Raw genomic sequence first — 24,869 nt, 5'->3', positions numbered from 1 at the left:
GGTGCTGGAGCGTGACCGAATGACCCTGCCCACTCAGTCGTCCCCACCCGCCGCCGGGTTCCGCTGGCGCCGCGAGGACACCCTCCGAACCGCCGTACTCCTGGCCGTGATCGCGGCGTTGCACGTCGTCGCGTTCGGCATCCTGTTCCTGCTCGTGGTGCCGGAGCACTACGAGGTCGGCTCCAAGGCGTTCGGCATCGGCCTGGGCGTCACCGCGTACACCCTGGGCATGCGGCACGCCTTCGACGCGGACCACATCGCCGCGATCGACAACACCACCCGCAAGCTGATGGCCGACGGCAAGCGGCCGGTGTCGGTGGGCTTCTGGTTCGCGCTCGGGCACTCCAGTGTGGTGGTCGTGCTCGCCGCACTGATCGCCGGCGGCACCCAGCTGGCCGGTCGGATCATGAACGAGGGGTCCAGCACCCACCAGGTGCTGGGCGTCATGGGCACCACGATCTCCGGGTCGTTCCTCTACCTCATCGCCGCCCTCAACCTCGTCGCGCTCGTCGGCATTCTGCGGGTCTTCCGCGCGATGCGCGCCGGCGCCTATGACGAGGCCGAACTCGAACAGCACCTGGATTCCCGGGGTTTCATGAACCGGATCCTCGGCCGCTTCACGAAGTCCATCACGCGGCCCGGGCAGATGTTCCCGCTGGGCTTTCTCTTCGGGCTCGGCTTCGACACCGCCACCGAGGTCACCTTGATGGTGATGGCGGGCAGCGGCGCGGCGGCCGGACTGCCCTGGTACGCGATCCTGTGCCTGCCGCTGCTGTTCGCGGCGGGGATGAGCCTGTTCGACACGCTGGACGGCACGTTCATGAACTTCGCCTACCAGTGGGCCTTCTCCAACCCGGTGCGCAAGGTCTTCTACAACCTCACCATCACCGGACTGTCCATCGCGGTGGCCTTCTTCATCGGCACGATCGAGCTGGTGGGCGTCCTGCACGACAAGCTCGACCTGCGCGACGACGTGACCGGCTGGATCGCGGGACTCGACCTGGACAACGTCGGGTACATCATCGTCGGCCTGTTCGTGGTCGTCTGGGCGGCGGCCGTGGCGTACTGGCGGCTGGCCAAGGTCGAGCAGCGGTGGGCGGTCCGCCCCGCCGACGGGAGTTGACACCGGCGGGGCGGTAGCCGCGTCAGCAGCCAGGCGTACCGGCTAGGAGCGGGCGCTCCGGCCGCGCGCGAGGGCGAATCCGGCCGCGGCCAGACCGAGGACGCCGACGACCAAACCCGCGATGCCCAGACCACGAGCGGTCGAGTCACTGGACTTGCCGTTCGCGGTCGAGGTCTTGGGGGTCGAGGCGGACGGCGAGGCCGCGTCGGACGACTCGCCCGACGAGCCCTCCCCGGCGCCCTTGGCGGTGAGCTTGAGGACCGGCGCCGGGTTCTCAGGCTCCGCGCCGCCCTGCTGCGTCTCCTCGATCCAGCGGACGACATTGCCGTCCGAGTAGGTCTGCAGCGTCTTGAAGCTCAGCTGGTCGGTGTTGTCCGGAAGTTGGCCGAAGGCGACATCGAAGTCCTGGTACTCGCCGTGGCGGATCCTGCCGCCGGTCCAGGTGATCTCGGAGACGGCGTCGGTGATCGTGCCGTCGTCCGTCTTGATGGGCGTCTTGAGCTTGGTGGTGGTCACCTTCGCGGTCCAGCCCGCCTGCGGGGTGACCAGGACGCCCAGGACCGGATGGTCGGTGGGCAGGAAGACCTGCACCTTCGTGGTGCTGGCGGTGTCCTCCTCGTTGGGGACCCGGAAGGTCAGCACGCCGTCCGTGGCGCCCTGGGCGTAGCTCTCGGGGTGGACCGTCACATGCGCGAAGGCGGCGCCCGCGGCGGTCAGGACGCCGGCCGTGGTGAGGGCGGCGACAAGGCCGGCCCGGCGCAGGGTGGTACGAATCGGGGACATCAGGGCAACTCCGTACTGGTGTGGGTGCGATCAGGGCGTGTACGCGAGCCCTGCCGGCGGTCCCCGTCGGCAGACCGCATGCCGCAGCAGCGCCTGCCCGAGCGGGGAAGGCGCAAAGGCATTCCGGCGTACGACGTCCCGGCGCGCCGGTGCGTGAGACGGTCCCGTCCGCACCCGCCACCAAGCCGCGAGCCCGGGCACGAGCGCCACGGCCCACCGCAGCGAGGACCACAGAGCCGCCTCACCGCGCCGCAGCCACCAGGTCGCGAGCAGGGCGGCGGCCACATGCGCCACCGTGGCGTGGGGCGTCATGGCGTGGGCGTGCGCGGGCATCATGTGCGCCCCGTGCATGTGCATCGCCATACGTGGCCGGGCGGCCTCGAAGCCGAGGTGGAGTCCGGCCTGCGTGGCCAGCATCCCGCCGCCGATCCCGAGCAGGGACCGTTCCCGGCCGCCGAGCAGACAGCCGACCGCGAAGACGGCGAGGAACCCGACGCCGTCCGCCCACAGCGGCGGCGCCTCCCCGGTCGCCAGCCCGTGGCCCCCGGCGGCCAGCAGCACGCACAGCACGGCGAACACCGCCGCGCGCAAGCTCCGTACTGCCAGGGACGCACTCATGAAGCCCAGATACTGCCATGGGGAGCGAGCGGCCGTCGTGGCTTCCGGCGCAGCGCCTCCACCCGGGCCGCCCCGGGGGCCCCGCCGTCGGTCGGGTAGGGTCCGGTTGAGCCTGGGGAGGGACCTGACATGCGACTTCGCTGCGCCGTGCTGGACGACTTCCAGGGTGTCGCGACCGCCATCGCCGACTGGTCGCCGATCGCGGACGAGGTGGAGGTGGTCAGCTTTGCTCGGCACCACCCCGACGAGGACGCGCTGGCCGCAGACCTCGCGGACTTCGACATCGTCGTCACCCTGCGCGAGCGGGTGCCCTTCCCCGCCTCGCTGTTCGCCCGGCTGCCGCGGCTGAAGCTGCTGATCGCCTCCGGTATGCGCAACTCGGTGATCGACTACGCGGCCGCCGAGGCACACGGCGTGACGGTGTGCGGCACCCCGAGCTCCTCGACGCCTCCGGTCGAACTGACCTGGGCGCTGCTGCTCGGCCTGGCGCGGGGCATCGTCACGGAGAACAACGCGCTGCGGGCTGACGGCCCCTGGCAGAGCACCGTCGGCGCCGATCTGCACGGCCGCCGGCTCGGTCTGCTCGGGCTCGGGAAGATCGGCGGCCGGGTGGCCCAGGTCGGCCTCGCCTTCGGCATGCGGGTCAGCGCGTGGAGCCGGCACCTGACCAAGGAGCGCACCGCCGAGGTGGGGGCGGAACTGGCCGCCTCCAAGGAGGAGTTGCTCGCGAGCAGCGACTTCGTCTCCGTCCACCTCGCGCTCGGCGACCGCACCCGGGGCCTGATCGGCGCCGCCGAGCTGGCCCTCCTCAAGCCGACGGCCTACCTCGTCAACACCTCACGGGCGGCGATCGTCGACCAGGACGCGCTGCTCGCCGCGTTGCACGAGGGCCGGATCGCCGGGGCGGGCGTGGACGTGTTCGACATCGAGCCGCTTCCCGCCGACCACCCGATGCGTTCGGCCCCCCGCCTGCTGGCCACCCCGCACCTGGGCTATGTGTCGCGGGCCAACTACGAGACGTACTACGGCGCGGCGGTCGAGAACATCCAGGCGTTCCTGGCAGGCACACCGGTACGTCGCCTCGGCTGAGCCGGGCAGACCACCGGTACACCGTCCCGACTGAGACGCACCCCCGTACGCCCGCCCGCCTCGGCTGAGCCGAGCACACTACAGGGGATCTCCCGATGTACGGCCTGACCAGCCGTGGGTGGCCGGGCCGGCCGCTGATCAAGAGCCCCGGCGCCTCGAGCGCCGGGGCAATTCCCGTACACGCAGCCGGTCAGGCGTACCGATAGATCCGGCTCACGTCTTCCATCTCGTCCGGCGTCACGCCCCAGGGCGGCATCTTCTCGTACCGGGCGATGATCCGGCCGCGCTGCTCACTGCCCGGGTCGGGCGGGTCGGCGGGCAGGTACCGGGCGCCCTTGTGCTGTCCCTGCCAGCGGGTCCACTGCAGGTCGATGAAGGCGTGGTGCACCCAGAAGACGGGGTCGTTGACGGAGGCGCCGCCGAGCATGGCACCGCCGACCCAGCGGTGGACGAGGTTGTGGTTGCGCCAGGCGACACTGTCCCCCCCGGTCCCCCACCCCTCCAGCTTGTTGCGGAGCCCCTTGGTGCACGTGGAGTCCCAGGGCGAGGTGTCGTAGACCGGGTCGGCGAGCGCGGACTCCAGCTCGGCCTTCGTCGGCAGTGCGAGCGGGGCGCGGGCGCGCCCGAGGTCCCGGGTGAGGAACTCCCCGTTGGTGACGCCCTCCCTGATGGTCCACTTCCCCTGCGCGTAGGCGAACGGCCCGGTGATGACCTGGTGGTCCGGGCTGCGCCCGTTGCCGCCGAGGAGGTCCTCGGTCCAGGGCACGGCCGTCGTCGAACGGTCCCGCGTCCAGTCCCAGTACGGCACCGTCACCGACGAGTCGACCCGGCGCAGCGCCCGCTCCAGGTCCAGCAGGAAGCGGCGGTGCCAGGGCAGGAAGGAGGGCGCCATGTGGGCCGCACGCAGGCCGTTCTCGCCGTCGGAGGTGTAGTACGCGATGTGCATCCGCACGAACTCGTCGTACTCGCCCCGCCGTTTGACCTCGAGCAGCGCGTTGACGAACCGCAACCGCTCGGTGCGCGTCAGCGTGCTCACGTCCTTACGCACGTACACCATGCTGGTCCCCCATGTGCAGATACCTCCCGCCGGTCGGGCCCGAAGCCAGGTCGCGCAGCCGCTGCCCGGGGCCGAGTTCGTCGACGGCCGCCCGGGTGGCCTCCAGCGAGGTCCGGTACGAGCTGTAGTGGTCGACCATGGTCAGCCAGGTGCCGTCGGCGCGGCGCATCAGGTGCAGCGGGCGGCCGTCCACGGTGACCTGCCACTCGCAGCCGTCGGCGCCGCATCCGGTGGCGGGGAGGAGGGTGCCCTGGATGCGACGGCCGTGGTAGATCTCGTCGAAGGCCGTGTCCGCCGCGTCCACGGGGCCGTCCGCGGGCCGCCAGGCGCGCGAGGCGGCCACGACGGGAGCGAGCGCCAAGGCGGCGACGGCGGCGAGCAGCCCGCGCCCTATGTCCCGCCGCGTCCGTCGCTGCGGTCCGCTTCTCGCCGGGCTCCCGGTCCCCTGCTCCGCACCCATCGGTACTCCGCCGGCACCGACGACCATGGCTCGCTCCCTCGTACTGGTTTCGGATGTCCGTAGCGGTAACCGCCAGGCGGGCCGTACGGTCACCACCGGTACGGCCATACGGTGCTGTCCGCACCCGGAACGCCGGCGGGCCCGACGCGCTCCCCGGCTCCCGGGCCCGTCCGTGTCTCTCCTCGCACCGGCCGGAGAATCGAGGTCCGTACCGCGGAACGAGCGCGAAGACGCCATCAGTTCAAGAATCCCCCGGCCGCAGCACGGGTCAGCTCGTCCAGAAGTCCCACCAACGGGTCAGGATCAGCATTGCGACGACTCCGATGTGCAGCAGCGGCAGCACCCAGGAGAATTCCGCGAAGAAGGCCTTCAGCAGGCCCGGCGCGGGCAGGAAGCCGTTGCGCACGTTGAAGGACGTCACGTACCAGAACAGCAGGATCGTCGCGAGCCAGGCCAGACAGCACCACAGGCACAGCGCGCCGATCCGGTACAGCGACTCGAACTGCAGCCAGGACACGAACCCGATCCCGAACAGGCAGCCCCCCTCGAAGGTCAGCCAGTACCAGCGGGGGAACGCCGCACCGGCCAGCAGGCTCACCCCGACGCAGATCACGATGCCGTAGGCCACCAGGCCCAGCATCGGGTTGGGGAATCCGAAGGCCGAAGCCTGGTCGCTCTTCATCACGCTGCCGCAGGACACCACCGGGTTCAGGCTGCACCCCGGGACGAAGTGGGGGTCCTCCAGCAGCTTGAACTTGTCGAGGGTGATGACCCAGGAGGCCAGTAGCCCGGCCGCGCCCGTGAGCACCAGCAGCAGGGCGAACGCGGAGCCGCCCGCGGCCCGCCGCATCAGCCGCGCAGACCGAGGGCCGGCAGGTACTGCATGTCGGTTCCGTCGGGGGCCTCGCCGCTCCAGCGCGGCGCGACGAACGTGCCGGGCTCGGCGCTGCGAAGGGAGCGCGTTTCGCTTGGGGTTGAGGTCACCACGTGACCTTATCGACGGGCTGGAGAACGGCCCGGCGCCTGCTCACCCGACCGGCCGATGCCACCGGGGCCGTCCACACGGACGAGGGACGCCCCTCCATGAGATCTCTGAAGGATCGCGGCCGTACAACACCTCCGCCGTTGGGACGGCCACAACGACCGGCCCAACGGCGGAGAACGCGGTCCGCTTCAGATCATCGCAAGGTCACCAGAGGCTCACCCGAGGATCACTTGACCGGCAACGGCACCGGCAGGGGCAACGGCACCGGCAGGCCCGGCAGGCTCGGCAGCGGGGGCAGGCCCGGCAGGTTGGCCGCGGGCAGTCCGCCGCCGAGCAGCTTCGCGACGAGGAAGTTGACCAGGCCGGTCACCACGCCGGTGACCGCCGGGAGGACCTGGGCGACGTTGCCGGAGGTGACGGCCGCGAGCAGGGTGTCGACCGCCTTCTGCAGGCCGGCGAGCGCGTCACTCGCGAGGTCCTTGGCCGCAGGCGCCTTGCTGTCGCCACCGTGCTTCGCGAGCGAGGACAGTGAGGACGGCGAGGCCGGCGAAGACAGTGAGGACACCTCGGACGCCGAGGTCCCAGTCGGCGCCGCGGCGGTCTTCGGCGTGGCCGGAGCCGCCGGGGCGCCCGCGGTCGAGGCCACCGCGGTGATCTTGGCGATGGCGTCCTTCACGGCGCTGACGAGCTTCTGCGCCGCCTCGGGGGAGAGTTGGCCGTTGTCGGCCTTGAGCACTTCGTTGAGCAGGTCGGTGACCGGAGTGAGCACGCTGCCAAGATCGCCGAGACCCTTGACCTGGGCGATCAGCGCGTCCGCGCCGGGGACGGGTGCATGGGACGCCGCGTGGGTGCGCTCTCGGGCCGAGTCGGCCGCGACGGCGGCCGGACCGGCGATGCCGACCAGGAGGGTGGCGCAGAGAGCGGTGGACGCGATACGCCGTGCGGGCAGACCACGCATGGGTGTTCCTTTCGATGTTCATCGGATCTTGAGCCCACCGTGAAATCGCCCGTCGCCGTCTGCAACCGCTCACACCCGATCCGTCACCACCCGTTGCCCGCGGTGGCGGCATCGTGCCTGGTGAGGCCGCCTGTCAAGGGCGCCCCGCCGGGTTGCGGCGGTAACCCCCCGTTAGGGGTAACACGCACTAATAAACCGTTGAAGTACCCGCGCCCCCGGCCGGTGCGGACAGGGCGCGCCGTGGAGCGGCCGGCCCCGCCAAGGTGCCGGCCGCCATACTGAGATTCCTCTTTCGTATTACCGAGTGGCCGAAACCGGACGCACCATACGATCAATCGATTCACCGACCAGATGTGAATCCCTCTGACGGCACCATACGCACGGCATTGTTCACTCCTTTGACCTTCATACGTATGGAGTAACGCGTCGCTTTTGCAGAGGGCATGGACTGCTATGTTCTCCAGCCGTCGGATCAGAGGTAACTTTCAAACGAGGTGAATCATGAAGAAGGCAGTTTTCACCACTGCGGCGTTGGCCATCGGCGCGAGTCTCGTGGGCGGCTCCGCCGTCGCGGCCTCCGCCGCCCCGGCACCCGTCCCCTCGACCGGTCCGCTCGGTCTCATGTCCCCCACCAAGGTGTCTCCGGCGGTCCTGCCCGCGGTCGACACCGTGACGCGGCTGGCCCGCAACGGCAAGCTCGCCAACGGGAGCGCGTTCGACGAGAAGAGGCCGGAGGGGGTCTCTGGCGTGTACCTGGACGGTATGGACCCGCACGCCGCCAAGAAGCCCACGATTCCGGTGAAGAACCCGGCCGGCAAGGGCTCCGTTCAGGTCCACCCGCTGCAGGCGCCGACCGCCATCGGGCTCGGCACCCTGCTCGGCAAGTGACCTCACGGAAACCGTAAGAGTCGGCCGTACCGGCGAAAGTCCTCACTTCTCGGCGATGCTTTCGCTGCCTCATGGTCCCGTCGGTTCGCGGGACTCCGGCGGGCCCGGAATTCTGAGGCTCTGATCCGGTTCGCGACAACCGGAGACCGACACCGCAGGTGCCGCGGGCGGTTCGGCCCGCTGTCGGCCCTGGTTCCCCACACGTCCGTCACCTCGGAGCCGCAAGGCCGGGCGCTGGATCCGGACCGGCGGCTCCACATCCTGACTCGGCGGAACCGAACACCGCCGGGACCCGCGAACCATCTGTCCGGCCCACCGGCCCTCTCCCTTCCGGTGGGCCGGACACACGTCGACGCTCGTTCCGTACGCGGCCCGGTGCAGCCCGACGGACGGGGTATTTCTCCAAGCTGCCGTCGGCCGCGGCCTTTCGGGTTGTCGTGCACCCTGATGAGCCGCACGGAATTTCCCCCTCTATTCCAGCTCGGCCTGCCGGGACACCCGGCATTGCGCCATCCGATGGAATCAGCCCCCGTTAGGCCCTCTTCCCGTGACTTATGTGCGCATATCAAGGTTTCCTGGTATGTAAGCGTGCGCAACGGTGAATTCAGGAAGGAACCGAGTTGCCCAGGAAGTTCGCGGTCATCACTGCCCTCGCCCTCGGCGCTGTCGTCAGCAGCGTCGGCGGTGCCTCGGCCAGCGACAACAGCACCCAGGTCCAGGGTGGTGGCGGCTTTTCGTCGTCCCCGGTCGTCGTGAACGCCCCTCAGCAGGGTGTTCTCATCGTCAACGGCACGCTCGTTGACGGTCGCTGCATCGCGCCGTGGTCCAACGGAGCCGTCCTCGCCGGCGTTCTCGCGCCGAACTCGCACTACGCCGCCTGCAACACGGCGCAGATCAACCAGTCGCAGAACGCCCCGTCCGCGGGCGGCCTGCTCCTCTGACCCCTGTCCCGAACAATTCGGCGCAGGTGAATCCCCAAACGCAGCCCGGAAAGGCGCATCTCATGCGTAACAAGGTTACGGCCATTTCCGCCCTCGCCGCGGGCATGGTCCTCGCGGCGGCCGGCGCCGCCGCGGCCGACAACTGCACCACCGTCAAGGGTGGTGGCGGCTTCTCGTCGTCCCCGGTCGTCGTGAACGCCCCCCAGCAGGGAATTGCCGTCATCAACGGCACGGGCGTCGACCTCCGTTGCGTCGCGCCGTGGTCCAACGGCGCTGTCCTCGGTGGCGTGGCCGCGCCGAACTCGCACTACGCAGCGTGCAACACGGCGCAGATCGACCAGTCGCAGAACGCCCAGTACGAAGGCGGCCTGCTCCTCTGACCTGCTCCGAGCAATTCGGAGCACGGAAAACCCCAACCGCCCCACCGAAAGGCGCATCTCATGCGTAACAAGGTTACGGCCATTTCCGCCCTCGCCGCGGGCATCGTCCTCGCGGCCGGCGGCGCCGCCGCGGCCGACGACAACAACACCACCGTCACCGGCGGTGGCGGCTTCTCGTCGTCCCCGGTCGTCGTGAACGCCCCCCAGCAGGGCGTTGCCGTCGTCAACGGCACGCTCGTCGACGGCCGCTGCATCGCGCCGTGGTCCAACGGCGCCGTCCTCGGCGTCATCCTGGCCCCGAACTCGCACTACGCCGCGTGCAACACGGCGCAGATCAACCAGTCGCAGAACGCCCCGACCACGGGCGGCCTGCTCCTCTGAACCGTGCTTCACCCGATGGCGGGCCGCCGGAGTTCCGGCGGGCCGCCATCGGCTTTTCCGCGCCGTTCGTTCCGGCGACGGAGCGCCGAGGTCTGCTGAGTTCCACAGAAGCCCGCGGGGCCTGTCCGCATCAGACGCAGACAGGCCCCGCGGTCGGGAGGCGGCCGACGAAGGCCGGCAGGCACGTCGCCGGTCGAGGAGGGCGCGCCAACAAGGAGGAAAGGCGCCCTTCCGCCTACGGCATTCCTGCCGGCGCGCCACAAAGCGGCCGACGCCGACGGATGCGCCACCTCACGAGATGGCCGCCTCCGCAGCGGAAGACCCCGATGCATGAATCGAGGACATTCCAATAGAACCAACGACGCACCGCCACTCGGGGCATCCTGAATCGTTCGTTCGGCCTAGCGCGCAGAGCGATCGCAGTCCCCTCTCAAAGGCGGTCGCACTCCCCCGTACATGCCGAAGGGCCGGCTCCGAGGAATGCGGAGCCGACCCGAATCGTCGAACAATAGGGATTGCCTACTTGCCGACCGGAAGCCCACCGAGCAGTCGGCCGCCGTCGGCGAGGTTCGGCAGAGCGGGCTTCGGCAGCGTACCGCCGACCACGGGAGTCTTCACGACTCCCGACTGCTTCACACCGTCCTTCACATCCTGCGCCACCTGCTCGACATTGTTGCCCACGTAGCCCGTCGACACCTTGGCTGCCGTGGGAACGTTGTCCGCGACCGTCATTCCGCTGTCCACGAGCCCCTGCGCCGGCATGTCCGCCGCGATGGCGGGCACGGCGACACCGGCGATGGCAAGGGAGCCAGCAACGACGGCGGCAGCCTTCAGAGTCTTCATCGTGTGCCTTTCTTTGGTAACTCGTCTTCCGTAACCCGCGGTCGCCAGAGAGTGCTTCTTTCTTCAGACGTCGCGAGAGACTCGTTCTCACTTCTCCTGGCCTAACGAGAGTGGAGCTTTCTGGAAACCCTGTCGCCGGCACTTCCAGGAACTCATGCACAAGGGCCCGTTGCGCCGAACTGCGCCGGGCAGATCCGCTGCGGCAGGCCGCCTGCGGAGAGGGCCGAAGCGGCGATACGCCGTGTGGACCGTGCACGCACGGGTGAGCCTGCGAGCGCGTTTCAGATGATGTGACCGCTCTCGGACCGGCATACCGAGTCCGGAACCGATCGCGCTGATGACAGGCCCCTTTTAGCCGGTCACCCCGAATGGAGCACGGCTCCGCCATTCGGACGACCGCCAGGGATCACACCCCACCACGACTCCAAAAGGGTGATCCCACGCGAGAAATAGCCGCGGAGGAAGGACGCCATTCCGAAACAGTTGACGGCTTCGCAGATAAGTACGGATAAGCGGCTACTGTTGCGTCCCGAATCCGGCGCATTCTATATCGGGCGTGCGACCGCACATCTTGTGCTGGGTTCGGAGTCTTTCTTCGGAAGGGAAGCCTCGGTCATGCGCAGTCCCCTGGGACCCGTCCCGCACCATGCGACGCCGTCCGCTGCACGTGGGCCACACGTCCTGCACGTCACTCAACCGGTCGAGGGCGGTGTCGCCCGGCTCCTGACGGACCTGGCGGCGGCACAGCTTTCCGCAGGGCTGCGCGTCACCGTGGCCTGCCCGCGAGGCGGTTCACTGCCGGACGCACTGCGCGCGGTGGGCTGCGAGGTGCTCCCCTGGGACGCGACCCGCGCACCGGGGCGTCAGCTCCCGGGCGAGGTACGGCGGCTGGCGCGGCTGCTGCGCGACGTGCGGCCCGACGTCGTGCACGCGCACAGTGCCAAGGCGGGGCTCGCGGCGCGGCTCGCGGTACGCGGCCGACTCCCGACCGTCTTCCAGCCGCACGCGTGGTCGTTCGAGGCCGTGGACGGAGTCATGGCCCAGGCGGCTCTGCGGTGGGAGCGGTTCGGGGCGCGATGGGCGACGCGTGTCCTGTGCGTGAGCGAGGCGGAACGGCGTACCGGGGAGCAGCGTGGCATCACCGCCCCATGGCAGGTGATCCCCAACGGCGTCGACACGTACAGGTTCCGGCCGGAGGGGAACAGCGCTCGGTCCGGAGCGGGTCCGCTCGTCGTGTGCGTGGGACGGCTGTGCCGCCAGAAGGGCCAGGACGTGCTCCTGGAGGCCTGGGCCGCTGTCGCGCGGCAGGTGCCCGCCGCCCGGCTGGTGCTGGTCGGCGACGGTCCGGACGCGGACCGACTGCGCTCTGGTGCGCCCGCTTCGGTGGAGTTCGCCGGCGCGGCACCCGACGCCGCCCCCTGGTACCGGGCCGCCGATGTCGTGGTCCTGCCGTCCCGCTGGGAGGGCATGGCGCTCGTCCCCCTGGAGGCCATGGCGTGCGCCCGGCCGGTCCTCGTCACGGACGTGGACGGGGCGCGCGAGAGCCTGCCCCCCGGCCATCTGCCGTACTGCCTGGTACCGCCGGAGGACCCCGACGCGCTGGCGCGGGCCCTGACGACGCTGCTGCGCCGCGCGCCGCTGCGCGCGGCGCTGGGCGCACAGGGCCGCTCCCACGTGCTCACCGCCCACGACGTACAGCACGCCACGGATGCGGTGATCGACGTGTACCGCGAACTGCTCGGCGCTGTCACCACGCCGGTCGTCGTACCCAACCAGAGCAGGGAGTCCATCAACACATGACTGCGGAAAGCACCGTTCCCTCTCCTGGCCGGCAGCCTCGGGCGGCGGAGCGCGCCGTCTCCGTCCTCGAACCGACCGGCACCGCCCGGCGCGGGCTGCCCTCCGGACGGGGATCCCGTCCGCGGCGGACCTCCTGGACGCCCTTGCTGATCGTCGACGGCAGCGGCACCCTGCTGGGCGCCCTGGTCGTGCCCGGGGCTCAGCGGTACCCGTTGCTCATCGCCTTCCTGGGTCTGTGCGTGATCGGTCTGAACCGACAGGCCTCGTTGTACGACACCTCGGTCGTTCCCGGCGTGCTCGACGAACTGCCCGCCGTCTGCGGGCGGGTCGCCGTCGGCTGGGCGGTCGTCGCGGCGCTCTCCCCGCTGCGGCCGCTGCCGATGACCGTCCTCGTCACCGCGTGCGCCGTGCACTGCCTGGTGGCCTGCACGGGTCGCGGAGCGGTGCACGGGCGTCGCCGCAGGGCGCTGCAGCACCGGCCCCGTCCCGCTCTGTTGGTGGGTCCGGTCCCGGCGGCCATGCGTGTCGCGGCCGCCTTGCAGCGCTGCCCGGGCAGCGGAGTGCGGCCGGTGGGTATCGTCGCCGACGCCCCGGACTCCGTCCCCGATTCCGGCGACGGGCCCGCGCTGCCGGTCCTCACCACGGGTGAGGAGGCGCATCGCGCGCTGATCCAGAACGGTGTGGAGACGGTGCTCGTCGTGGGGCCCGCGACCCGGGTGCGGAAGTCCTCCTTGCTGGGGGAGCTTGCCGCGTTCGGATGCGAGCTGTGGGAGCTCGACGTGGACTCGCCGTCGTACGACCCGCGTGGGCAGCGTGCGCGGACGGGGCACCTCGCGGGGTTCTCCCGCAGGTTGCTGTGTTCCGGCGCCGGGCAGCGCGACAGCGTGGGCAAGCGGGTCCTCGACGTGGTCCTCTCCGGCCTTCTCCTGCTGCTCGCCAGCCCGGTGCTGCTGGTGTGCGCGAGCGTGCTGAGGGTCGTCGAGGGGCCGGACGTGGTGTTCCGGCAGGAGCGGATCGGCAAGGACGGGCGGCCGTTCACGATGCTGAAGTTCCGCACCCACCGGCCCGCCAGCGCGCACGAGGCCGCGACCCGCTGGAGTGTGGCGGACGAGCAGCACATGAGCCGCTTCTGCCATTTCCTCCGCCGCACCTCGCTGGACGAGCTGCTCCAGCTGTGGAACGTCTTCCGCGGCGACATGAGCCTGGTCGGACCGAGACCCGAACGGCCTTACTTCGTCACCAAGTTCGGCCAGACCTATCCGGGTTATCCGGCGCGCCACCGGATGCGGACCGGGATCACCGGACTCGCCCAGATCCAAGGGCTGCGCGGCGACACCTCGATCGAGGATCGGTGCCGCTTCGACAACGCCTACATCGACAACTGGTCGCTGTGGCAGGACGTCTGCATCCTGGTGCGCACGGCGGCCCTGTTCGTACGGCCGACGGGAAGCTGAGCACCGGTGAGCACTCCCTCGGCAGCCTCGCCCGCGCTGGTGCTGCCGCAGCCGGCGCTGCGCCGGGCCGGCTCCGTCCTGTCCGTACTGCCCGTGGTGGCGGTCATCGTCCTGCTGGGGCTGCCGGTCGCACCGGACAGCAACGCCACACCCGCCGACGCGGCCTCGGGGCTGGTCGTGCTGTGGGCCGTCGTACGCACCGCGCGGCAGGCGCGGCGCCCGCTGACGCGGACTGCGGCGGTCGTACTCGGGCTGCCGGTGGTGGGCATCGCGGTGGCCGCGAGCGGGGCGGCGACGCCCGGCGACGCCCTCACGGGACTGGCCCGCTATCTGCAGGTGTTCGTGCTCGTCCCGGTCGCGGTGGTGCTGCTGGTGCGGGACCGGCGCGACGCCCGGGTGGTGCTGTGGTCGCTGGTCGGCCTCGCGCTGTGGCAGGGCTCGGTCGGGGTGCACCAGTACCTCACCGGAACCGGGGCCTCGTATCAGGGCGCCTATATCCGGGCGGTGGGCACCTTCGGGCCGACCGACGTGATGGGGATGGCGACGGTCGTCGCGTTCGGACTGGTGGTGGCGACGGGTCTCGCCCTCGGGGCCCGCGGGCGGCAGCAGCGGGCCGTGGCGGTGGTATGCGCGCTCGCGCTCCTCGTGCCCCTCGCGCTGTCCTTCAGCCGGGGTGCCTGGATCGCCACGGCCGCGGCGTGCGGGGCGCAGCTGCTGATGGCCGGTCTGCGGCGGGCGGTGAAGTTGTTCGCGGCGGCGGTCGCGGCGGCGGTGGTGCTGGTGGGCGGGCTCGGCATCGGTACGGCGGTGCTGCAGGAGCGGCTGACCAGCATCACGCAGGTCACCGCCGCACCGGACCAGTCGGTCGTCGACCGTTACACCCTGTGGGCGGCGGCGGCCGGCATGTGGCACGAACACCCCGCGACGGGCGTGGGGTTGAAGGCCTTCCCCCAGCACCGGGACGGGCACGCCTCGCTCGCGCTGTCGTCGGGCAGCGACACCGAGGGAGCGGGCCGGGCCTTCCGGCGCCAGCCGCTGCTCTCGCCGCACAACATGTACCTGCTGGTCCTCAGCGAGCAGGGCCTGCTGGGCGTGCTCACAGTGGCGGGCAGCTGGCTGGCCCTGCTGGTCTGCGCCCTGCGGCGGCTGCGGCGGGCGGGACGCGCCCGGGACTGTGCCATCGCGGCCTGCGGGCTGCTGCTGTGGCAGCTCGTTGACTTCCTCTACGCCGACATCGGCGGGCCCTCCACCGTCCTGACGGCCGTGAGCTTCGGCCTCTGCGCCTGGTGGGCACTGGCACGTGACGCGGCGACGGCCACCGCCCCGGAGGCGGGTACGCGATGAGTCCCACATCCGCCACGCCGGGACCCGCATCCGCCACGGCAAGGGGCGCGTCCGCCACGACCGGGGATACGTCCGGCCGGGCGACCGGTGCGGACGGCCTCGGTCCGGTCGACGGCCGCCCGGGCCCGGCGGCCGTCGACCGGACCGACACATCCTCCGGCGGCTTCGTCGCGAGGGCGACGCTTCTCTCCGCTCTGCTGTCCGTGGCCGGGTCGCTGCTCGGACTCGGACGGGACCAGGCGCTCGCGCATCTCTTCGGCGCCGGCGAGGGCACCGACGCGTTCCTGGTGGCCTGGACCGTGCCGGAAATGGCATCGACGCTGCTGATCGAGGACGGGATGGCGTTCGTGCTCGTGCCCGCGTTCAGCGTGGCGCTGGCGCGGCGGGCAGCCGGGAGCGCTTCCCCCGACCCGGTGCGCGCGCTGGTCGCCGCCTCGCTGCCGCGGCTGTGCCTCGCCTTCGCCGCCGCGGCGGCCGTGCTCGCGGCCGGGGCGCCGCTCCTGGTCCGCGTGCTCGCGCCCGGCCTGCCCGACCCGTCCCTCGCCGTGGCCTGCACCCGGCTGACCGCGACCTGCGTGCTGAGCTTCGGGCTGGCCGGGTACTGCAGTGCCGCGCTGCGGGCCCACCGCGCGTATCTCGCTCCGGGGGCGATCTACGTCGCGTACAACGCCGCGATCATCGCCACGATGTTCGTCCTCAGCGGGCGCTGGGGCGTGCGGTCCGCTGCCCTCGGTGTCGCCCTCGGGGGGTGCCTGATGGTCGCCGTGCAGGCGCCGTCCCTGTGGCGCCGGATCGCCGAGCGGGCCGACCGGCCCGCCGCCGCGAGCGGCGGGGACGGCGACCGGCGGCTCACGCTCGCCCTCGTCTCCACGGTCCTGCTCTTCGCCCTGTGCCGCCAGTCGCAGGTGCTCATCGAGCGCCGCTTCGCCTCCGGGCTGCCGGCCGGCGCCATCTCGCACCTCAACTACGCCCAGAAGGTAGGGCAGTTGCCGATGTCCCTGGCGTTGATGCTGTGCGTCGTCACCTTCCCGGTGCTGGCACGGGCCATCGCCGAGGGCGACACACAGCGGGCCCGGGACCGTATCGAGCGGGATCTGGTGATGGTGGCCGGCATCGCGCTGCTGGGCGGCGCCGCGATCATGGCGTGCGCCCCGCAGATGGTCCAACTCCTTTTCCAGCGCGGCGCCTTCACGGCCGAGGACACCGCCGCGACCGCCGCGGTCATGCGGGTGTACACGCTCGGGTTGCTCGGCCACACGCTGGTGGGCGCGCTGGTGCGGTCGTATTTCTCTGCGGGCCGCGCCACCTGGTACCCGACGGGTGTGATGGCCGTGGGCATGGTCGCCACCGCTGTCATCGGCGCCTGGGCCGTGGGGCCCTGGGGCGCGTGCGGTATCGCCGCGGCCAACACGGTCGGCATCACTCTCACCGCACTGCTCCTGCTGCGCGGGCTGGGCAGGCGCAGCCTCGCCGTGCGCGTCCGCCGCGTCGCCGCCGAACTGGCCAAGCCGGTGGGCGCGGCCGTGGGCGCCGCCGGAGCCGGCTACGTCTTTGCACAACTGTTCACCTCGCCGCCGGCCGCCCTCACCGCGGGCTGTCTGAGCGTCACCGCCGTCTACCTGCTGCTGGCCTGGGTCCTGGACGCCGCAGGCGCCAGGTCGCTGGCCCTCCTCGCTTCCCTCACCATCCGTTGCTCCCTCACACGAAAGCTGCGCCATGGTCGTTGACGCCTTCGAAGCTCCCCGTACGGCTGAACCGGCCCCTGGGCCGGTCGTACGGGGACGTCCCCGGCGGAGCCCCGCCTGGGTGGCCATGTACCACTCCGTCTCGGACTGCACGGAAGACCCGTTCAACGTCACCGTCTCCCCCGCCCGCCTCGACCGCCAGCTCGCCTGGCTGCGTGGCCGCGGCCTGCGCGGGGTGAGCGTGCGGGCGCTGCTCGACGCCCGCGCCCGGCGGGAGGAGCGGGGGCTGGTCGGGCTCACCTTCGACGACGGGTACGCCGACTTCCTCACCACCGCGCTGCCCGTGCTGAGCCGCTGGGAGTGCGGTGCCACCGTGTTCCCGGTGGTCGGGCGACTCGGCGAGGAGAACGACTGGGAGGTGTCCGGGCCACGCAAGCGGCTGCTCGACGCGGACGACCTCCGCCACCTCGCGGCCGCGGGCTTCGAGGTCGCCTCGCACGGCCTCACTCACATCGACCTGACTCGGGTCCCGGACGACGTGCTGAACGCCGAAGTCCATGGCAGCCGCGCCCTGCTCGCCGAGCTCACCGGCCATGAGATCCAGGGTTTCTGCTACCCGTACGGCACGGTCGACGCACGGGTCAGAGCCGCCGTGCAGAGCGCCGGCTACCGCTACGCCTGCGCCATCGCGCCCGGCTCCGAGAACGTCGGTGACCTGGCGCTGCCCCGTATCCACATCGGGCAGTCCGACACCGCGCCGCGTCTGGAAGTGAAGCGGCGGCTGGCTCGTGCCTGGGGACGCGCGGTGGAGGCGTCATGAGGGTGCTGCACATCATCACCGGTCTCGGCGTGGGCGGAGCCGAGCAACAACTGCGCCTGCTGGTACGCCATCTGCCCGCCAAGTGCGAGGTGATCACCCTGACCAATCCCGGTCAGGTCGCCGACGGCCTGGCAGCCGACGGCGTCCGCGTCATCAACCTGGGCATGCGCGGCAACCGAGACCTCGGTGCCCTCTTCCGCCTGGCCGGGCAGATTCGCGCCGGCCGCTACGACGTGGTGCACACGCACCTGTACCGGGCGTGCGTGTACGGCCGGATCGCGGCGCGCCTCGCGGGTGTCCGGGCCGTGGTGGCCACCGAGCACTCGCTGTGCGCGACGCGGTTGGAAGGCAGGACCCTCAACGCGGGTATCCGGGCCCTGTACCTGGCCACCGAACGCCTTGGCCGTGTCACGGCCGCCGTCTCACCGACGGTCGCCGGACTGCTGCGCCGCTGGGGCGTGCCCGATGAGCGCATCCACGTCGTCCCGAACGGCATCGACGCGGCCCGCTTCCAGTTCGACGAGGTGCGCCGCAAGGAGGCCCGCGCGTTCTACGGACTGCCCGAGGACGCGTACGTGGTGGGCTGCATCGGCCGCCTCGTCCCCGCCAAGCGCTTCGACGTGGCCGTGCGCACGATGGCCCTGCTGCCCGGCGACGTACGGCTGCTGTTGGCCGGCGCCGGGCCCGAGCGGGAGGAACTGCGGCGCACCGCGCGAGAGCTGGGGATCGCGGACCGGGTGGTACTGACCGGCGAGCTCCCCTACTTGCCGGATCCGCGCAGCGATGTGCCCGAGCTCCCCGCGCTGCTGTCCGCGATGGACGTGCTCGCCGCGCCCGGCACGGACGAGACGTTCGGCCTGGCCGTGCTGGAGGCGCTCGCGGCCGGGCTCCCCGTGCTGTACACGACCGCCCCTGCCCTCGCGGATCTGCCACCCGACGCGGCGCCGGGCGCCAAGTGCCTCACGGGCGGTGCCGAGACGTATGCGCGGGAACTGCTGCGGCTGCGTGCGGCCGGCCCCGGTGAGCGAGCCGTCCCGGACGCCGTGCGGCATTACAGCATCGAGCGCACCGCCCAGCAGCTGATGGACGTGTACACGGCAGTCCTGTCCGGCTCAACCTGGAAGTGAGTCCCTGATGACCGACAACCCCAGCCAGCCCGTGCGACCGCCTCGCCGGATTCTCGCGCGCGTGTCGCGGCTGCTTCTGCGGTGCCTGATCCCGATCGGCGCACTGCTCGGCGCCACGGCCGGCGGCGCGTACGGAGTGATGAAGCCACCTCAGTACACGGCCACGAGCTACGTCATCGCCGTACCGGCAGGGGAGAAGAAGGCCGATCCTGCGGCGGCACTCGGCTTCGCACAGGCGTACGGCCGTGTCGTGACACAACTCGCCGTGCTGGGGGACGCGCAGGTGTGGGCGGGCGTGCCGGTGAAGACGCTGCGCAAGAGCGTGCAGGCCGCGACGTCGCCCGACGCGCCGATGGTCGCGATCACGGCGACCTCCGGGCGCCCCGACCAGGCGACCGACATGGCCGACGCCGTATCCCGCGCGCTGACCGAGCAAGTCAACCGGACCAAGAACGACACCGGCGTCGGGCTCGTGCGCCTGTCCCGTGCCCTGAAGCCCACCGAGCCGTCGTCCCTTTCCCCGACGCTGACCTCGATCGTGGGAGCGAGCGCCGGAGGTCTGTTGGGCGGCCTCGCACTGCTGGCGCGGCCGCGGCGGGTGGCGGACGGCGAGCGGGAGCGGGCACAGGTGCCCGGCCCGGCCCTCGCGGCCGACGCCCACGGGACGCTGTGATGACCACGTCCGGCAGCACGCTGTCGGTGGAGGTGTGCACCGACGAGCCCGCGTTCGCGGAGCTGGCCGGGGAGTGGGGGCGCCTGCACCGGTCCTGCCGGTCGGCCACGCCGTTCCAGAGCCACGCCTGGCTGCACTCGTGGTGGCTGTCCTACGGAACGCCGGGCGGGCTTCGGCTCGTCCTGGTGCGTGGCGGCGGTGAACTGCTGGCTGCCGCACCGCTGATGCGGGTGCGCCGCCCGTGGCCGGCGCTGGTGCCGATCGGCGGCGCCATCTCCGACTTCAACGATGTGCTCCTCGACGATACGGCGGCTGCTGAGGTCGCCACGGCGCTGGCGGACGCCCTGGCCGAGCTGGCCCGCACCGCCCTGATCGACTTCCGCGAGGTGCGGCCGGGCGGCGCGGTGGAGCGGGTCTACCTCTGCTGGCGCGGTCCGCGTCACCGAGTGGCCGACTCCGAGTGCCTGGAGTTGCCCGTCCTCCCCATGGACCAGCTGATCGGCCGGCTGCCGTCGGCGCGCGCCCAGCGGATCCGCAACAAGATCAACAAGCTCACCCGGCTCGGCGTCGAGTCACGTGTCGTGCGTGACGACGAGACAGAGGGTGCGCTGCGTCGGCTCCTTGAGCTGCACATGCTGCAGTGGCAGGGCAGGAAGGTGACGTCGGAGCACGTGCGGCCGCGGTTCCTGGAGCATCTGGTCCGGTCGGTGCGCCCGATGGTCCGGTCCGGCGAGGCGGCCGTGCGGGAGTTCGTGCTCGACGGCGCCGTGGTGGCGGTCGATCTGACGCTGCTGTCGAAGAGCTTGGCGGGCCTGTATCTGTACGGCGTGGACCCGCAGCTGCGGGAGCGCAAGGCGGACGTGGCGACGATGCTGCTGCGCGCCTCCACCGAGGATCTCGTGGCCGGTGACCGGAGCCGGGTCCTGAGTCTGTTGCGCGGCAACGAGCCGTACAAGCACCGCTGGGGCCCGGAGGTGATCGTCAACCAACGTCTTCTGCTGGCCCGTCGCCGCACCGCGCCGCTGCTGGCGGCCGCTGCCTGCGAGGCCGCCGCGCGGGCCTGGGGCAAGAGGATCCTGCGCCGGACGGCCACCACCGGATCCCCGGGTCCCCAGTAGCGCTCCCGACCGGCGCTCTCGACCGCGCTCCCGACCAGCGTTCCCAAGTAGCGTTCCCACCGCCCGCGACAGAGGAGGGGCGAGCCTGCCGCCGGGCAAGTGGCCCGCCTAGTCCAGGGACTCTGTCGGCCTGCACGGGCAGTGGGGCGCCTGGGGAGGCGTGGCCGTCGCCGTCGGTGTCGAATTCGGCGTCGGATGCGGCTCGAGGGGAACCGTGGGCGTCGACGGGGTGGGGACCGACGGCGCCGGTGTCGCGACAGGCGGGTGCTGACCGGCCAGCACCGCCCGGTAGATGGCGGACGCCCGGGGATTGGCGGAGCACTGCCACACGCCGTGCGGGCAGTAGTCGGTGATCGTGTTGTACAGCGGCTTGTGCTCGTCCATCCAGGCGAGCATGCGCAGCATGTACGACGCGTTGTCGCCGTTGCGGAACAGGCCCCACTCCGGATACGAGATCGGTTTGCCGTGAGCCTTCGCGAACGTCACCTGTGCCTGGAGCCCATAGGGCTCGGACACCTGCTTGTCGAACGAGATTCCCGCTGGCTGGTCGTACGAGTCCATGCCCATGATGTCGACGACGTCATCACCGGGATAGCACTCCGTCCACGGAACCGCGTCCACACCCCGGCTCGGGGCGAAGTCGAACGTGAACTTCTGTCCGGGCACCGAGCGCATGACGGTGACGATGCGCCGCCAGTACGTCTTCCAGTCCGCCGGATCAGGGCCGCAGCGGTGGGTGTACGTGATGCCGTTCATCTCCCAGCCGAGCACGAGGATCGTGTCCGGCACCCCCAGGTCGACGAGGTGCCGGGCCAGCGCCCGGAAGTGCTGGTCGAACGCGCCGGCGGCGGCGCGCCGCAGCAGCCGTCTGACCTCCGTGTCGGGGACGCGTCCCTCGTTGCGTTCCATCATCGGGACGTTGAGCACGAAGAGCCGGTCGTCCTTGGCCCGCCGCCAGTCGGCCCAGCTGTCGAGGAAGCCCGGCGCGCCCTCGATGTTGCTCCACAGGTCCCCCGGCAGGTACGTGTGCCCCACGCGCACCTCGGATCCGTCGAGCCATTTGCTGAGCTCGTTCATGCGCTTCACCCCGCTGGGCCCGTAGTTGAGGTACGCACCGAACGCGGGCGGGCGCGCTGCCGTTCCCGAGGAGGCATCCGCCCCGTACGCGGGGCACACGGAAGGGCTGGGACGACCGGCGGCCGGCGCCGCCGGGGAAGCGGTCGGTGCCGCGGCCCCCGCAACCGGCACGCAGTGCTGCGAACCGGGCCGTCCTGCGAAGTCGGCCTCCAGGGCAGGATTCGGAACAACTGCCGCTGACGCGAACACTCCGGCGGTGATGAACGCCAGTCGCCTGAGGGTGGACCGGCGACGCTTGGACGTCATTCCCACTCCTTTGGTGCGGCTAGCCTCAAAACTGAGGCATAGCCATATATACGCTAAATGCACCAATTGAGTCGGGCGGCTCGGCGCTGATCGCCCGCAAGGATGACCGCACGAGACGCCTTTCCGTGTCCGCCGCCCGCCCGGCCCCGGGCGGCGCAGCGGACGCGGGAGGGGTGGCGGGTGCCGGGCGCGAGGCGTCCGGCACCCGGTGCACTACCGACGGGACGCGGCCCGGCCTCGCCGGTACAGGACGGTTCCGGCGGCCATCAGCGCCGCACTGGCGGCCGTGCCCACGAGGACGCTCTCGGCGCCGGTTTCGGCCATCTTCGGAGGCGCCGGCGGTGTCACAGGCGGTGTCTTCGACGGGGTGGGCGTGGGCGACGGGGGCGCCGGCGGGGTGCTCTTCGTCGGAGGTGGCGTGACCGTCTTGGTGGGTGTGGGTGTAGGCGTGGGCGACTTGGAGCACCCGCAGGAGGGGTGGTCACTCGGCTCCTCGGCGCCGTATCCGGGCGTGTCGCCTCCGTATCCGGAAGTGCCGTCTCCGTAACCCGACGTGCCGTCCCCGTCTCCGGACGTGCCGTCCCCGTCTCCGGACGTGCCGTCCTCGTACGCGGACGTGCCCTCTGCGTATGCGGTCTCCCGGGCATCCGGCTCACCCGGGGTGTCCCGCGGAGTCGTATTGCCCGACAGCACAGCGGGTGACTCCGCCGCGGTCCCGAGCATGCGGGGGGCCGCGGATGCCCATGTGCCGTACAGAGACAGGGCGCTTGTCGCGGCGGCGGCCACGACCAATCCCTTGCTCAGGGTCTGTCGCACTCTCGTTGTCTTCCTCTCAGGCGGGAATGGGAAGCCGGCGTCGGTCGTGATGCGATCTCGCCGATCGCCGGTTCCGCAGGGTCGTCGCAGGGACCGTGATGCCGCACGTTCGCACTTGCCACGACCTGCAGACTGTGAACGAGATATGGAGGCCCGAAGAAACCGGTACGCGTCAAATGCAGGGTAATTCACCCGAACGCCCGCCTATGCCCGAGGGGCTCACTCGCCGTACAGCGCCTCGATCTGCTCCCTGTACGCGGCCATCACCGCGTGCCGCTTGACCTTCAGGGACGGGGTGAGCAGCCCGTTCTCCTCGCTGAACTCGCCCTCGACCAGCGCGAAGACGCGGATCGACTCGGCACGTGAGACGGCCTCGTTGGCGTAGTCCACGGCCCGCTGCACGTCGGCGCGCATCCGCGGGTCCCGGACGACCTCCGACATCGGCGTGCCGGAGGGCAGCCCGCGGACCGACATCCAGTGGGCGACCGCCTCGGGGTCGAGGGTGATCAGGGCGGCGATGCAGGGCCGGTTGTCGCCGACGACGAGGCACTGGCCGACCGGCGAACGGCTGCGCAGCCGGTCCTCCAGCACGGCGGGCGAGACGTTCTTGCCGCCGGAGGTGATCAGGATGTCCTTCTTGCGCCCGGTGATGGTGAGATAGCCGTCCTCGTCCAGGGCGCCGAGGTCGCCGGTGGCGAACCAGTCGTCCCGCAACACCGCGTCCGTCGCGGCCGGGTTGTTCCAGTAGGCGCCGAAGACGACGCCGCCCTTGATGAGGACCTCGCCGTCGTCGGCGATACGGACGGCGGTGCCGGGGACCGGCAGGCCGACCGTGCCGGGGCGGGGTTTCAGCGGCGGGACGATGGTGGCGGCGGCGGTGGTCTCGGTCAGGCCGTAGCCCTCGTAGACGATGATTCCGGCCGCGTAGAAGAAGAGGTTGAGGTTGCGGTCGAGCGGGGAGCCGCCGCTGATGGCGTAGCGCGCCCGGCCGCCGAGTTCCTTGCGGATACGGCGGTAGACCAGCAGGTCGTACAGGGCCCACGCGGCGTACAGACCGAGCCCGGGCCCCTTGCCCACGCCGAGGAACTTGTCCAGGTAGGCCTGCCCGAAGCGGACTCCGACGCGGTCGGCGCGGTCGAAGGAGGCGCCCCGGCCGATCTTCTCGGCGGTGGCGCGCCCGGTGTCGTGGATCTTCTCGAAGAGGTAGGGGACGCCGACCAGGAAGGTGGGGCGGAACTCCTTGAGCGCCGGGCGCAGTTCGTCGAGCTTGATGCTCGGGCAGTGGCCGATCTCGATGCGGGCCATCAGGCAGGCGATCTGGAGACAGCGGCCCAGAATGTGGGCGAGCGGGAGGAAGAGAAGGGTCGAGGCGGTCTGGCCGGTGACCTCCTTGAAGAGGGGGTGCAGCAGCTCCACCGTGTTGGCGGCCTCGGCGTGCAGGTTGGCGTGGGTGAGGACACAGCCCTTGGGTCTGCCCGTGGTTCCCGAGGTGTAGCAGACCGTCGCGATCGCGTCGGGGGTCAGGGCGGCACGGCGCTTGGTGACCTCCTCCTCGGCGATGTCCCGTCCCAGGAGCGTGAGTTCGCCGAGTCCGCCGCCGTCCAGCTGCCACACGCGCGGCGGTTCGGGGTGGCGGGCGGTGCCGGTGGCCACGGTGCCGGCGTTCTCGGCGGTCTCGACGATCATCAAGCGCGCTCCGGAGTCCCGTACGATCCACTCCACCTGCTCGGCGGACGAGGTCGCGTAGACGGGGACGGTCTGGCCGCCGGCCGCCCAGATCGCGAAGTCGAGGACCGTCCACTCGTAGCGGGTACGGGACATCACCGCGACCCGGCCGCCCGGTTCGAGCCCTGCCGCGATCAACCCCCGCGCGGCGTCGGCCACTTCGCGGGCGAAGGCAGACGCGGTCACCGGCCGCCAGGCGCCGTGTTCGCTGCGGCGCAGGACGACGGCGTCGGGGGCCTCGGCCGCGTTGGTGAAGGGCAGGTCGGCGGTGCTGCCGGTGGTGGGGGGCGCCGCCAAGCGGGCGGCGCGTGCCTCGCGGACCGTGCCGGTCGCGTCCCTGATCAGCTCCACCTTGCCGCGACTGGCCAGGCCGGTGCGCTGCCCGGCCCGTTTCAGATCCTTGCGTACGCCCATGGCG

25 protein-coding genes are annotated in these 24,869 nt (G+C 71.3%); 14 read left to right on the top strand and 11 right to left on the bottom strand.

The window, feature by feature from the left end; genetic code table 11:
• The first annotated feature begins 19 nt into the window (after positions 1 to 19).
• Entirely contained in the window at positions 20 to 1,123 is a 1,104-nt protein-coding gene (locus tag ACFVXA_RS12295; RefSeq protein ID WP_384397689.1) for a HoxN/HupN/NixA family nickel/cobalt transporter, read from the top strand.
• A 42-nt stretch (positions 1,124 to 1,165) separates the two neighbouring features.
• Here ACFVXA_RS12295 and ACFVXA_RS12290 read toward each other — a convergent pair whose 3' ends face one another.
• Both ACFVXA_RS12290 and ACFVXA_RS12285 read right to left on the bottom strand, forming a co-directional pair.
• Entirely contained in the window at positions 1,166 to 1,906 is a 741-nt protein-coding gene (locus tag ACFVXA_RS12290) for a YcnI family protein (RefSeq protein WP_362017951.1), read from the bottom strand.
• 30 nt (positions 1,907 to 1,936) lie between these two features.
• Entirely contained in the window at positions 1,937 to 2,524 is a 588-nt protein-coding gene (locus ACFVXA_RS12285; RefSeq protein ID WP_390024864.1) for a hypothetical protein, read from the bottom strand.
• A gap of 129 nt (positions 2,525 to 2,653) precedes the next feature.
• On the opposite strand from ACFVXA_RS12285, the gene ACFVXA_RS12280 reads away from it, so the two are divergent.
• Complete coding sequence (locus ACFVXA_RS12280) at positions 2,654 to 3,613, top strand: D-2-hydroxyacid dehydrogenase family protein (protein ID WP_383746534.1); 960 nt, start codon at positions 2,654 to 2,656, stop codon at positions 3,611 to 3,613.
• 190 nt (positions 3,614 to 3,803) lie between these two features.
• On the opposite strand, the gene ACFVXA_RS12275 is transcribed toward ACFVXA_RS12280, so the two are convergent.
• The 5 genes from ACFVXA_RS12275 to ACFVXA_RS12255 form a co-directional block, all read right to left on the bottom strand.
• Positions 3,804 to 4,670, bottom strand: a complete 867-nt coding sequence (locus ACFVXA_RS12275) for a tyrosinase family protein (protein ID WP_390024862.1) — start codon at positions 4,668 to 4,670, stop codon at positions 3,804 to 3,806.
• Positions 4,654 to 5,157: a tyrosinase family oxidase copper chaperone gene (locus ACFVXA_RS12270; protein ID WP_383746532.1), complete on the bottom strand. Its 504-nt coding sequence runs from the start codon at positions 5,155 to 5,157 to the stop codon at positions 4,654 to 4,656. Before ACFVXA_RS12270 ends, ACFVXA_RS12275 begins: the two co-directional genes overlap by 17 nt.
• A 241-nt stretch (positions 5,158 to 5,398) precedes the next feature.
• Complete coding sequence (locus tag ACFVXA_RS12265; protein WP_384019630.1) at positions 5,399 to 5,980, bottom strand: vitamin K epoxide reductase family protein; 582 nt, start codon at positions 5,978 to 5,980, stop codon at positions 5,399 to 5,401.
• Positions 5,980 to 6,114 (bottom strand): DUF5949 family protein, encoded by a 135-nt coding sequence (locus ACFVXA_RS12260; protein ID WP_362017942.1) that lies wholly within the window; start codon positions 6,112 to 6,114, stop codon positions 5,980 to 5,982. Before ACFVXA_RS12260 ends, ACFVXA_RS12265 begins: the two co-directional genes overlap by 1 nt.
• Positions 6,115 to 6,341: 227 nt before the next feature.
• Positions 6,342 to 7,073, bottom strand: coding sequence for a hypothetical protein (locus ACFVXA_RS12255; RefSeq protein ID WP_362017941.1), 732 nt, complete (start codon positions 7,071 to 7,073; stop codon positions 6,342 to 6,344).
• Positions 7,074 to 7,574: 501 nt separating this feature from the next.
• On the opposite strand from ACFVXA_RS12255, the gene ACFVXA_RS12250 reads away from it, so the two are divergent.
• The 4 genes from ACFVXA_RS12250 (at position 7,575) to ACFVXA_RS12235 (ending at position 9,663) form a co-directional block, all read left to right on the top strand.
• On the top strand, positions 7,575 to 7,961 hold the full coding sequence (locus tag ACFVXA_RS12250; RefSeq protein WP_383746529.1) for a hypothetical protein: 387 nt from the start codon (positions 7,575 to 7,577) through the stop codon (positions 7,959 to 7,961).
• A gap of 620 nt (positions 7,962 to 8,581) precedes the next feature.
• The gene (locus tag ACFVXA_RS12245; protein WP_362017939.1) at positions 8,582 to 8,902 is read left to right on the top strand and encodes a hypothetical protein; all 321 of its coding nucleotides are present in this window, start codon (positions 8,582 to 8,584) and stop codon (positions 8,900 to 8,902) included.
• 62 nt (positions 8,903 to 8,964) lie between these two features.
• Positions 8,965 to 9,282 carry a hypothetical protein gene (locus ACFVXA_RS12240; protein WP_362017938.1) on the top strand — a complete coding sequence of 106 codons (318 nt, stop codon included), beginning with the start codon at positions 8,965 to 8,967 and terminating at the stop codon, positions 9,280 to 9,282.
• Positions 9,283 to 9,342: 60 nt separating this feature from the next.
• A complete protein-coding gene (locus tag ACFVXA_RS12235) occupies positions 9,343 to 9,663 on the top strand; it encodes a hypothetical protein (RefSeq protein WP_362017937.1) in 321 nt (106 codons plus the stop codon).
• A 519-nt stretch (positions 9,664 to 10,182) separates the two neighbouring features.
• On the opposite strand, the gene ACFVXA_RS12230 is transcribed toward ACFVXA_RS12235, so the two are convergent.
• Entirely contained in the window at positions 10,183 to 10,506 is a 324-nt protein-coding gene (locus ACFVXA_RS12230; protein ID WP_362017936.1) for a hypothetical protein, read from the bottom strand.
• 615 nt (positions 10,507 to 11,121) lie between these two features.
• Between ACFVXA_RS12230 and ACFVXA_RS12225 the strand changes: the two genes are divergently transcribed.
• Genes ACFVXA_RS12225 through ACFVXA_RS12190 form a run of 8 tightly spaced genes read left to right on the top strand, consistent with a single transcriptional unit; the run spans position 11,122 to position 20,527 of the window.
• Positions 11,122 to 12,306, top strand: coding sequence for a glycosyltransferase family 4 protein (locus ACFVXA_RS12225; protein ID WP_389759059.1), 1,185 nt, complete (start codon positions 11,122 to 11,124; stop codon positions 12,304 to 12,306).
• Positions 12,303 to 13,760, top strand: a complete 1,458-nt coding sequence (locus ACFVXA_RS12220; protein ID WP_390024860.1) for an exopolysaccharide biosynthesis polyprenyl glycosylphosphotransferase — start codon at positions 12,303 to 12,305, stop codon at positions 13,758 to 13,760. The genes ACFVXA_RS12225 and ACFVXA_RS12220 overlap by 4 nt, the downstream gene beginning before the upstream one ends.
• 39 nt (positions 13,761 to 13,799) lie before the next feature.
• Positions 13,800 to 15,104, top strand: a complete 1,305-nt coding sequence (locus ACFVXA_RS12215; protein WP_362018405.1) for an O-antigen ligase family protein — start codon at positions 13,800 to 13,802, stop codon at positions 15,102 to 15,104.
• A complete protein-coding gene (gene murJ / locus ACFVXA_RS12210; protein WP_390024858.1) occupies positions 15,101 to 16,831 on the top strand; it encodes a murein biosynthesis integral membrane protein MurJ in 1,731 nt (576 codons plus the stop codon). Before ACFVXA_RS12215 ends, murJ begins: the two co-directional genes overlap by 4 nt.
• A complete protein-coding gene (locus tag ACFVXA_RS12205) occupies positions 16,821 to 17,609 on the top strand; it encodes a polysaccharide deacetylase family protein (RefSeq protein WP_383734897.1) in 789 nt (262 codons plus the stop codon). The genes murJ and ACFVXA_RS12205 overlap by 11 nt, the downstream gene beginning before the upstream one ends.
• Positions 17,606 to 18,736 carry a glycosyltransferase gene (locus ACFVXA_RS12200; RefSeq protein WP_384017062.1) on the top strand — a complete coding sequence of 377 codons (1,131 nt, stop codon included), beginning with the start codon at positions 17,606 to 17,608 and terminating at the stop codon, positions 18,734 to 18,736. Before ACFVXA_RS12205 ends, ACFVXA_RS12200 begins: the two co-directional genes overlap by 4 nt.
• A 7-nt stretch (positions 18,737 to 18,743) precedes the next feature.
• Complete coding sequence (locus tag ACFVXA_RS12195; RefSeq protein WP_362017931.1) at positions 18,744 to 19,409, top strand: lipopolysaccharide biosynthesis protein; 666 nt, start codon at positions 18,744 to 18,746, stop codon at positions 19,407 to 19,409.
• The gene (locus ACFVXA_RS12190; protein ID WP_390024856.1) at positions 19,409 to 20,527 is read left to right on the top strand and encodes a GNAT family N-acetyltransferase; all 1,119 of its coding nucleotides are present in this window, start codon (positions 19,409 to 19,411) and stop codon (positions 20,525 to 20,527) included. Before ACFVXA_RS12195 ends, ACFVXA_RS12190 begins: the two co-directional genes overlap by 1 nt.
• 108 nt (positions 20,528 to 20,635) lie before the next feature.
• On the opposite strand, the gene ACFVXA_RS12185 is transcribed toward ACFVXA_RS12190, so the two are convergent.
• From ACFVXA_RS12185 to ACFVXA_RS12175, 3 genes are all read right to left on the bottom strand, one after another.
• Positions 20,636 to 21,910, bottom strand: a complete 1,275-nt coding sequence (locus tag ACFVXA_RS12185) for a glycosyl hydrolase (protein WP_362017929.1) — start codon at positions 21,908 to 21,910, stop codon at positions 20,636 to 20,638.
• Between the two features lie 213 nt (positions 21,911 to 22,123).
• Entirely contained in the window at positions 22,124 to 22,726 is a 603-nt protein-coding gene (locus ACFVXA_RS12180) for a hypothetical protein (RefSeq protein WP_390024853.1), read from the bottom strand.
• Between the two features lie 219 nt (positions 22,727 to 22,945).
• On the bottom strand, positions 22,946 to 24,865 hold the full coding sequence (locus ACFVXA_RS12175) for an AMP-dependent synthetase/ligase (RefSeq protein WP_390024851.1): 1,920 nt from the start codon (positions 24,863 to 24,865) through the stop codon (positions 22,946 to 22,948).
• Between the last annotated feature and the right edge of the window lie 4 nt (positions 24,866 to 24,869).

This window comes from Streptomyces sp. NPDC058246, assembly GCF_042881985.1.
Classification (GTDB): Bacteria; Actinomycetota; Actinomycetes; order Streptomycetales; family Streptomycetaceae; genus Streptomyces.
Note: the sequence above shows the minus strand (reverse complement) of the source record. Positions and strands in the feature narration are given on the sequence as shown.

What these genes read in the sequence shown, in the direction of transcription:
- ACFVXA_RS12275 (WP_390024862.1), bottom strand. Translation starts at nt 4,670, where the DNA reads ATGGTGTACGTGCGTAAGGACGTGAGCACGCTGACGCGCACCGAGCGG.
- ACFVXA_RS12255 (WP_362017941.1), bottom strand. Translation starts at nt 7,073, where the DNA reads ATGCGTGGTCTGCCCGCACGGCGTATCGCGTCCACCGCTCTCTGCGCC.
- ACFVXA_RS12290 (WP_362017951.1), bottom strand. Translation starts at nt 1,906, where the DNA reads ATGTCCCCGATTCGTACCACCCTGCGCCGGGCCGGCCTTGTCGCCGCC.
- ACFVXA_RS12295 (WP_384397689.1), top strand. Translation starts at nt 20, where the DNA reads ATGACCCTGCCCACTCAGTCGTCCCCACCCGCCGCCGGGTTCCGCTGG.
- ACFVXA_RS12225 (WP_389759059.1), top strand. Translation starts at nt 11,122, where the DNA reads ATGCGCAGTCCCCTGGGACCCGTCCCGCACCATGCGACGCCGTCCGCT.
- ACFVXA_RS12270 (WP_383746532.1), bottom strand. Translation starts at nt 5,157, where the DNA reads ATGGTCGTCGGTGCCGGCGGAGTACCGATGGGTGCGGAGCAGGGGACC.
- ACFVXA_RS12250 (WP_383746529.1), top strand. Translation starts at nt 7,575, where the DNA reads ATGAAGAAGGCAGTTTTCACCACTGCGGCGTTGGCCATCGGCGCGAGT.
- ACFVXA_RS12205 (WP_383734897.1), top strand. Translation starts at nt 16,821, where the DNA reads ATGGTCGTTGACGCCTTCGAAGCTCCCCGTACGGCTGAACCGGCCCCT.
- ACFVXA_RS12230 (WP_362017936.1), bottom strand. Translation starts at nt 10,506, where the DNA reads ATGAAGACTCTGAAGGCTGCCGCCGTCGTTGCTGGCTCCCTTGCCATC.
- ACFVXA_RS12175 (WP_390024851.1), bottom strand. Translation starts at nt 24,865, where the DNA reads ATGGGCGTACGCAAGGATCTGAAACGGGCCGGGCAGCGCACCGGCCTG.
- ACFVXA_RS12285 (WP_390024864.1), bottom strand. Translation starts at nt 2,524, where the DNA reads ATGAGTGCGTCCCTGGCAGTACGGAGCTTGCGCGCGGCGGTGTTCGCC.
- ACFVXA_RS12240 (WP_362017938.1), top strand. Translation starts at nt 8,965, where the DNA reads ATGCGTAACAAGGTTACGGCCATTTCCGCCCTCGCCGCGGGCATGGTC.
- ACFVXA_RS12200 (WP_384017062.1), top strand. Translation starts at nt 17,606, where the DNA reads ATGAGGGTGCTGCACATCATCACCGGTCTCGGCGTGGGCGGAGCCGAG.
- ACFVXA_RS12195 (WP_362017931.1), top strand. Translation starts at nt 18,744, where the DNA reads ATGACCGACAACCCCAGCCAGCCCGTGCGACCGCCTCGCCGGATTCTC.
- ACFVXA_RS12280 (WP_383746534.1), top strand. Translation starts at nt 2,654, where the DNA reads ATGCGACTTCGCTGCGCCGTGCTGGACGACTTCCAGGGTGTCGCGACC.
- murJ (WP_390024858.1), top strand. Translation starts at nt 15,101, where the DNA reads ATGAGTCCCACATCCGCCACGCCGGGACCCGCATCCGCCACGGCAAGG.
- ACFVXA_RS12220 (WP_390024860.1), top strand. Translation starts at nt 12,303, where the DNA reads ATGACTGCGGAAAGCACCGTTCCCTCTCCTGGCCGGCAGCCTCGGGCG.
- ACFVXA_RS12185 (WP_362017929.1), bottom strand. Translation starts at nt 21,910, where the DNA reads ATGACGTCCAAGCGTCGCCGGTCCACCCTCAGGCGACTGGCGTTCATC.
- ACFVXA_RS12235 (WP_362017937.1), top strand. Translation starts at nt 9,343, where the DNA reads ATGCGTAACAAGGTTACGGCCATTTCCGCCCTCGCCGCGGGCATCGTC.
- ACFVXA_RS12265 (WP_384019630.1), bottom strand. Translation starts at nt 5,980, where the DNA reads ATGCGGCGGGCCGCGGGCGGCTCCGCGTTCGCCCTGCTGCTGGTGCTC.
- ACFVXA_RS12190 (WP_390024856.1), top strand. Translation starts at nt 19,409, where the DNA reads ATGACCACGTCCGGCAGCACGCTGTCGGTGGAGGTGTGCACCGACGAG.